We start from the raw sequence: 6,330 nt of genomic DNA, 5'->3' as shown, positions 1-6,330 counted from the left end.
TCGATCAGCGGCGCGATCTCGTCTGCGATGGCGAGAAGCGCGATGGAGCCGACGCCAGCCAGCCCCAGCCCGAATGCGATGGTGACGAAAGCGATGACGCGGCCGATATCCTCGGGCGTCAATCCGAGCCTCGAATAGGCGCGGTAGCGGATCGCGCCACCGCTCAGCGCGCCGAAACCTGCCGTGTTGCCGACGGCATAGGCGGCAAACGCGGTCAGCGCGACCTGCGGGAACGGCAGCTTCTTGCCGACGTAGTCGATGGCGTTGACGTCGTAGAACACCAGCGCGAGAAAACTCAACGCCGTGAAGAACAGCGCCAGCACGATCGAGCTGATCTTGGTGTCGGCCAGCGCCTGCACCACGTCGTCATAGCGCACCTCGGTCGTCAGCTGCTCGATCGCGAAACCGACCATGCAGAACACGGCCAGCGTGGCGAGCGCCGTCAGATGCGTCCGATACCGGCTGAAAAACCGCGAGATGGCGGATTCTTCTATGACTTCAATCTCTTCCAAATTGGCGTGCTTCGACATTACGAACCGTCGTAAACCTACATATTAGCGGGAATCATGTCTTGGACATCTAACATAACCTGCATGTAAGTTCTTGGACGGATGCCCGCGAATACATGCCAACACTACCCCAATGCCGCTTAACGACGCCTGCTTCATCCCCAATTGGGGCATTTTTGGCGCGAGGACAGGGGTTTGAATATTGTATTTTCGTAAGGTTAAAGCCCTCGGTGGTTGATACCGGCATCCGTGGATGCCGGCATACCACTTAGGCGGCCGGCTCGGCGCCCTGACCGCTCTTCTGCGCCGCATAGCGCGCAGCAGCCGCATTGGCGTCCGCATCATGCGTTTCGCTCGATACCTGCAACGTCGGCACGGCGAACTCGATGCCGTTCTCCTTGAAGGCCGTGCGGATCATCGCCAGCGCGTTGCGGCGGATGACGAACTGCTCGCCGGGTTTCGTCATCATCGCCAGACGGATGACGATCGCGAACTCGCCGAACTGCTCAACGCCCTTCATCTTCATCGTCTCGATGATATGAGGCGCGTAATCGGGGTTTTCGAGCAGCTTCTGGCCGATCTGCTTGATCACCTTCTTCGCCAAGACGAGGTCGGTGTCGTAGGTGACGTTGAGGGTGATCTTGTCGATCGTCCAGTCACGGTTGAGGTTCTTGACCGCCCCGAGCTCGCCGAACGGCACCGTCGTCAGCGGCCCGCGATGGTGGCGCAATCTCACGGAGCGCAGGCTGAAGGCCTCGACCACACCCTTGTGGCTGCCGCTCTCGATATACTCGCCAACCCGGAAGGCATCGTCCCAGAGATAGAACATGCCGCTGATCACATCCTTGACGATGGTCTGCGCCCCGAAGCCGACCGCGACGCCGACAACACCGGCGCCGGCGATCAGCGGCCCGATCTCGACGCCGAGGCCGGAGAGCACCATCAGCACGGCGATGACCGCGATGACGACGGCGAGGACATTGCGGAAGATCGGCAGCAGCGTCTGCAGCCGCGCCCGCCTTGCCTTCTCGTCATCGTTGATCGAGCCCTCCAGAGGCGAGTCCTCCAGCCTTCCATTGATATAGGCGCGCGCCAGGTGCCAGAGCAGATCGGCCGCAAGCAGGATGACGATGCCGCCGACGGAACCGCGTACGATCCGGTCGATCATCGTCTCGCCCGCCGCCATCCTATCGGCCGCGAAGCCGAGAATGCGGCCAAGCCAGAGAGCCGCGATGGTGATGATGACGGCGCGCACACCGCGATCGAGCAGCACCGCCGCAATCCGCTTCTTGGCGAGGAAGCCAGCTTCCGCCTTGTGCAGCGCCCGCACGGCAAGCGTCGAGACGCGCAGAACGCGCGGCAACGCCACGAGATAGATGCCGATCCACAGGATGAGATTGAAGCCCGCCACCCACAGCAGCCAGAGCGCTGCGAAATAGATGGTCAGCATCCAGGAGGCCGTCGTGCTCTTCTGCCCCTCCTCTGCCGGGCGCGACCAGACCGCTTCGGTCGCGATGGCAAGCAGCCCGAGCCCGAGCGCGTAGGCCACGAGATAGCGCGACCCGGGAGAGAAACCCAGCGGCGCCATCAGCTGGATCAGCACCCAGCCAAACACGAAATAGATGATGAAGATGCAGCTGCGCTTGAACCAGAACATCGCGGTGGCACGCGAGACGTCCCGTTCGCCGCCGACATGCGGCAGCGTCACCAGCGCCACGATGAGACGGCCGACCGAGATGGTGACGCGCGAGACGATCAGCGCGATGGCGACCGCGATCGCCAGCGATTGCGTGATCGGCGGCCAGTTGAAGAGCACGAGCGGAACGAGCGTCGCGACGCAGAACACCAGCGCCGGCACAATACGGTAGCTCAGATTGTTCGCCGCATGATGCGCGACCGTGACGACCGCGCCATCTTCGAGTTTGACACGCGGGCGCGGCACGATCATCCGGAACAGGAGTTCCGCCACCACTCCGGCCAGGAACAGTGCCAGCAGCTCGATGGTCACGAATGCCCAGCCACTCGGCTGCACCTCGCGTTCGACAATCTCCGATGCATTCTCGACTTCATCGGGCAGCGTCATCGCAGCGCCGGAGACAAGATCGAAGTGACGGCGCGCATGGCCGAGGAAATCGGAGAGAACCGACATCTGCTCGCCGGACATCTCGCCGCCGGGTACTGCCGGTTGTGCCGGGGTGCTCGCCGGCTGCGCTGCCGCCGGGGCCTGTCCTGTCGGTGTCTGGGCCGTCGGGCTTTGCGTCTGCGCCTGCGTCGCCATCCATTGCTTGACGGCGGGCGTCTCCATGAGCTGCAGCATCTGCCGCACCTCGGCGGGCGGCGGCGCTGCCGGTGTCGGGCTGGGTGTTGCCGCGGGCGTTTGCGCCGCTGCACTCGAAACGATCATGCCAAATGCAAGGAGCGGCAGAAGCCGCTTCATGACGCGCGCACCAAACCCCAGACCCATACCAGCCCCTCCAATATATATAGCGTAGCTTATATTGAAGCGCGGGAAAGAAAAGCCCGCGCAGCTTGTGGCTGCGCGGGCTTGGATAACCATTATTGCTGAATGGTTTACGCCTTCGGCTTTTCGACGTGGCCGCCGAAGCCGGCGCGCATCGCCGAGAGCACCTTGTTGGCGAATTCGTCGTTGTCGCGCGAGGAGAAGCGGCTGTAGAGCGCAGCACTCAGAACCGGCGTCGGAACGCTTTCGTCGATCGCAGCCATGATCGTCCAGCGGCCTTCGCCGGAGTCCGAAACGCGGCCGGCATAGGCGCCGAGCGCCGGATCGGCATGCAGCGCATCCGAGGTCAGGTCGAGCAGCCAGGAGGTGATGACGCTGCCACGACGCCACACTTCGGCGACATCCTGCAGGTTGAAGTCGTACTGGTAATGCTCGGGATGCGCGATCGGCGCCGTCTCGGCATCGACTTCATGATTATCGGCGCCGATATTGGCGCGCTTCAGGATGTTGAAGCCTTCGGCGTAAGCCGCCATCAGGCCGTATTCGATGCCGTTGTGCACCATCTTGACGAAGTGGCCGGCGCCGTGCGGGCCGCAATGCAGATAGCCCTGCTCGGCCGTGCTGCCGGCCTGGTCGGGGCGGTGCGCCGAAGGAACGACATCGCCGACGCCGGGTGCCAGCGACTTGAAGATCGGTGACAGCGATTCAACCACGGCCTTTTCGCCGCCGATCATCAGGCAATAGCCCCGCTCGAGACCGAACACGCCGCCGCTGGTGCCGACGTCGACATAGTGCAGGCCCTTGGTGATCAGCTCGCCGCCACGGCGAATGTCGTCGTGGTAATAGGAGTTGCCACCGTCGATGATGATATCGTCGCTGTCGAGCAGCGGCGTGATCTGCGCGATCACCTTGTCGGTGATGGCCGCCGGCAGCATCAGCCACACGGCGCGCGGGCGCGAAAGCTTCGAGACGAACTCTTCCAGCGAGGCGCTGCCGATGGCGCCCTTGCTGACCAGATCGTTCACGCTTTCCGTCTTCGCATCATAGACCACGCATTCATGGCCATCACGCATCAAGCGCTGGACCATGAAGCTGCCCATACGGCCCAAGCCAACCATGCCAAGCTGCATCTCATAATCTCCTGAGAATTGAGAATCTAATCGATATTATGCGCGAATACCTATCACTCGCACTGCAGCACGCAAGCGAAGTCTCCGTCACAATAGCGGGAACGCTACCGCTTCGGACGCGGATGAACGCGAGAACCGCGAGCCCGCAAGGCGTTTCGCCGAATCTGGAAACTAAAAAAATATTTCGAATGTCAACCGCAAACCGGCATTAAGGCTGCGGCTCATTGCTGCACCGCAAGAATTACGCGCCCGCTGGTGGCATCGCTGAGCATCCGCGCGGTCTCGGAGAACACGGCTTCCGGCACCGAAAGCGTCAGCAGCGCACCCGCATCCACGAACACCTCGGCCACCACGCGCACGCCGGCAGAGCCCGCAAGCCGCGCCTTCACCAGAGCCAGATCCGAGAAATTCACCGCGATCTCGGCCTCGATGGTCGCGACCAGCTCGACCGTCGCCGCGGCCCTCAGACACGCGGCAGCGGTCCCGCCATAGGCGCGGATCAGGCCGCCGGTTCCAAGCAGCACGCCGCCGAACCAGCGGGTAACCACGACCGCCACCCGGTCGAGCGACTGCCCGTCGATCGCCTGCAGGATCGGCTTGCCGGCAGTCCCACTCGGCTCGCCGTCATCGTTGAAGCGATAGTTCTGCCCGATCCGCCACGCCCAGCAATTGTGATTGGCGGCTGGATCGCCATGCGCGGCCAGAAACGCCCGGGCATCCTCTTCGGAGCCGATCGGCGCCGCGACAGCCAGAAACCGGCTCTTCTTGACGATCTGCTCCAGGGTCTCGATGCGGGTGAGTGAAAACATGGCCATTGCCATATCGCCAGCACCGCGCGCTTCGCAAGCAAAACCGGCTTGAAGCCCCAGCCCCGCTCGCAAATCCCAGCCCCACTCGCAAATCAAAGGCCACAAAAGCAAAACGCCCGCAGCTGGAAGCAACGGGCGTTTGAAATCTATCTGCTCATAAAGAGCAGCGATCGCTTGTTAGCGAGTAGCGTCGCGAGCAACGCGCTGGATCTCGGAGCGGTCGATACCGAGGTCGTTCAGCGCACGGTTGGACATGCGGCCGAGTTCGCTGACGGTCTGACGATACTTGCGCCAGTTATTGAAGGAGCGTGCTACGTTCATGATGATCCCCTTTCCTAGGGCTTTCAGCGCTTGGCAGCGTGCTTGCTGCCCGTGTCTCTCTGTTGATGCGAATATATGCATGAAGGCCGACAACGAACAGCGCTAAAGCATCAGAACACCTATGCATTCGACGCATGGCTTAAACAGTGCTGCTTAATATTTTTGCCCTCAGAAAAGCCGTAAACGTTTTAGGAAAACGCCATTTTGCGACCATTTCGCCCGAATTCGCGGAATGGCATTCGGCTCGACCACAATCGTTAAAGTGTTTTAACCGTTTTAATCGACGGATATTGGCTTCATGCTTCGGAAAATCAGCGATTTCTGCGTGAGAAAAACCCGAAACGCATCCCGTGCGCTCAGCGCATGCATTGTTGGCAAGCCTGCGACACAGTACCGGACGGCCTGTGAAAGGCTCACGAGGAGCCTGTTTTTCGCCGCCGACAGCCCACCACCCCATTGCCAGCAAACCCGGCATACGGCAGTAGAAACGCGCCGGCGTGATCAAATGCGCGACATCAGGTGGCTGTGCCGGCGCCCACGCAACAAGGACGTCACATGAAGCATATCCTCGCCGCGGCCACGCTCGTAACCTCTACACTGCTCTCGGTCGCAGCCACCCGCGCCGCCGATTTCGGCGTCACCCCGATGACGGATGGCGACACGTTCATCGGCTGCCTTGCCCAGAACAACCACACCGGCATCGGCTACCTCGCCGTCGGCGACAAGCTGGCGCTGTTTGCCAATGCCGACGCCTTCGCGATTACCAAGGGTGAGCGCGTCAACGGGACATGGTCGGTGGATGGCGCCGCCGCCGCGGATTTCTCGTCGACCGCCGACAGCGACAAGACAGTGACGATCGACGTCCCGAACGATGCTGCGGCCGTCACAGCCTTGACCTCGGGCAAGGAACTGACCGTCACCGCCAACGGCATCGACGTCATCCTGCCGCTGACGGGCACGGAGGAGGCATTTGCCGCGCTGACGACCTGCATGAAGGAAAACGGCGCCGAATAGCGCCTGACACCAGGGCGCTCGAAGCGCGATACGATCGCTGACAATGAGAAGGAAGAGTGCGATCCGGGGGCATTAAACGCGGGCAG

The 6,330-nt window shown here is 61.9% G+C and carries 5 protein-coding genes and 1 pseudogene; 1 reads left to right on the top strand and 5 read right to left on the bottom strand.

Features of this window, described 5'->3' with window-relative positions:
* The 5 genes and pseudogenes from B3605_RS24870 to B3605_RS24850 form a co-directional block, all read right to left on the bottom strand.
* Positions 1–530 (bottom strand): annotated as a pseudogene (locus tag B3605_RS24870) (hypothetical protein); the annotation flags it as partial.
* 247 nt (positions 531–777) lie between these two features.
* Positions 778–2,973, bottom strand: a complete 2,196-nt coding sequence (locus tag B3605_RS24865; protein WP_112944911.1) for a mechanosensitive ion channel family protein — start codon at positions 2,971–2,973, stop codon at positions 778–780.
* A gap of 107 nt (positions 2,974–3,080) precedes the next feature.
* A complete protein-coding gene (gnd, locus tag B3605_RS24860; RefSeq protein WP_112944910.1) occupies positions 3,081–4,100 on the bottom strand; it encodes a phosphogluconate dehydrogenase (NAD(+)-dependent, decarboxylating) in 1,020 nt (339 codons plus the stop codon).
* A gap of 221 nt (positions 4,101–4,321) precedes the next feature.
* A complete protein-coding gene (locus B3605_RS24855; protein ID WP_162725200.1) occupies positions 4,322–4,909 on the bottom strand; it encodes an IMPACT family protein in 588 nt (195 codons plus the stop codon).
* A gap of 177 nt (positions 4,910–5,086) precedes the next feature.
* Positions 5,087–5,230 (bottom strand): DUF1127 domain-containing protein, encoded by a 144-nt coding sequence (locus B3605_RS24850; protein ID WP_018899661.1) that lies wholly within the window; start codon positions 5,228–5,230, stop codon positions 5,087–5,089.
* Positions 5,231–5,785: 555 nt separating this feature from the next.
* Here B3605_RS24850 and B3605_RS24845 point away from each other — a divergent pair.
* Complete coding sequence (locus B3605_RS24845; protein WP_112944908.1) at positions 5,786–6,244, top strand: hypothetical protein; 459 nt, start codon at positions 5,786–5,788, stop codon at positions 6,242–6,244.
* The last annotated feature ends 86 nt before the right edge of the window (positions 6,245–6,330 follow it).

The organism is Rhizobium sp. UBA1881 (assembly GCF_002338015.1).
In the GTDB taxonomy this organism is placed as follows: domain Bacteria; phylum Pseudomonadota; class Alphaproteobacteria; order Rhizobiales; family Rhizobiaceae; genus Rhizobium.
This window is presented reverse-complemented; position numbering and strand designations above follow the sequence as displayed.